Origin of the sequence: Barnesiella sp. ET7 (genome assembly GCF_024733785.1) — a bacterium.
GTDB lineage: Bacteria > Bacteroidota > Bacteroidia > Bacteroidales > Barnesiellaceae > Barnesiella > Barnesiella merdigallinarum.
Genome location: NZ_JANRHM010000095.1, coordinates 1 through 284, shown reverse-complemented (window position 1 = coordinate 284; position 284 = coordinate 1). Strand labels below are relative to the sequence as shown.

Sequence of the window (284 nt, the reverse complement as noted above, 5' to 3'; positions counted from 1 at the left end):
GATGGAGGATGCCCGTAATGAGATAGAGAGAATAGCCGATGAAGAAACGGATACTGATAGTAGAGGATAATATAGCCCTCTCGCATATACAGAAAGACTGGCTGGAGCGTGAAGGATATTCAGTGGCTACGGCTATGAATGAGCCTTTTGCCCACAAGCTGCTACGCAAGGAACAGTTCGACCTGATACTTTCAGATGTACGTCTGCCACAAGGCGACGGCATACACCTCCTTGAATGGATTGGCAAGGAGAAGATGGATATCCCATTTGTGATAATGACCGAA

At 46.8% G+C, this 284-nt stretch carries 1 protein-coding gene; it reads left to right on the top strand.

Translation table 11 applies throughout. The features are described 5' to 3' along the window. Positions 1-38 precede the first annotated feature (38 nt). Positions 39-284: response regulator (locus tag NW211_RS14075; protein ID WP_258328300.1), on the top strand; the 246-nt coding region annotated here is incomplete at its 3' end.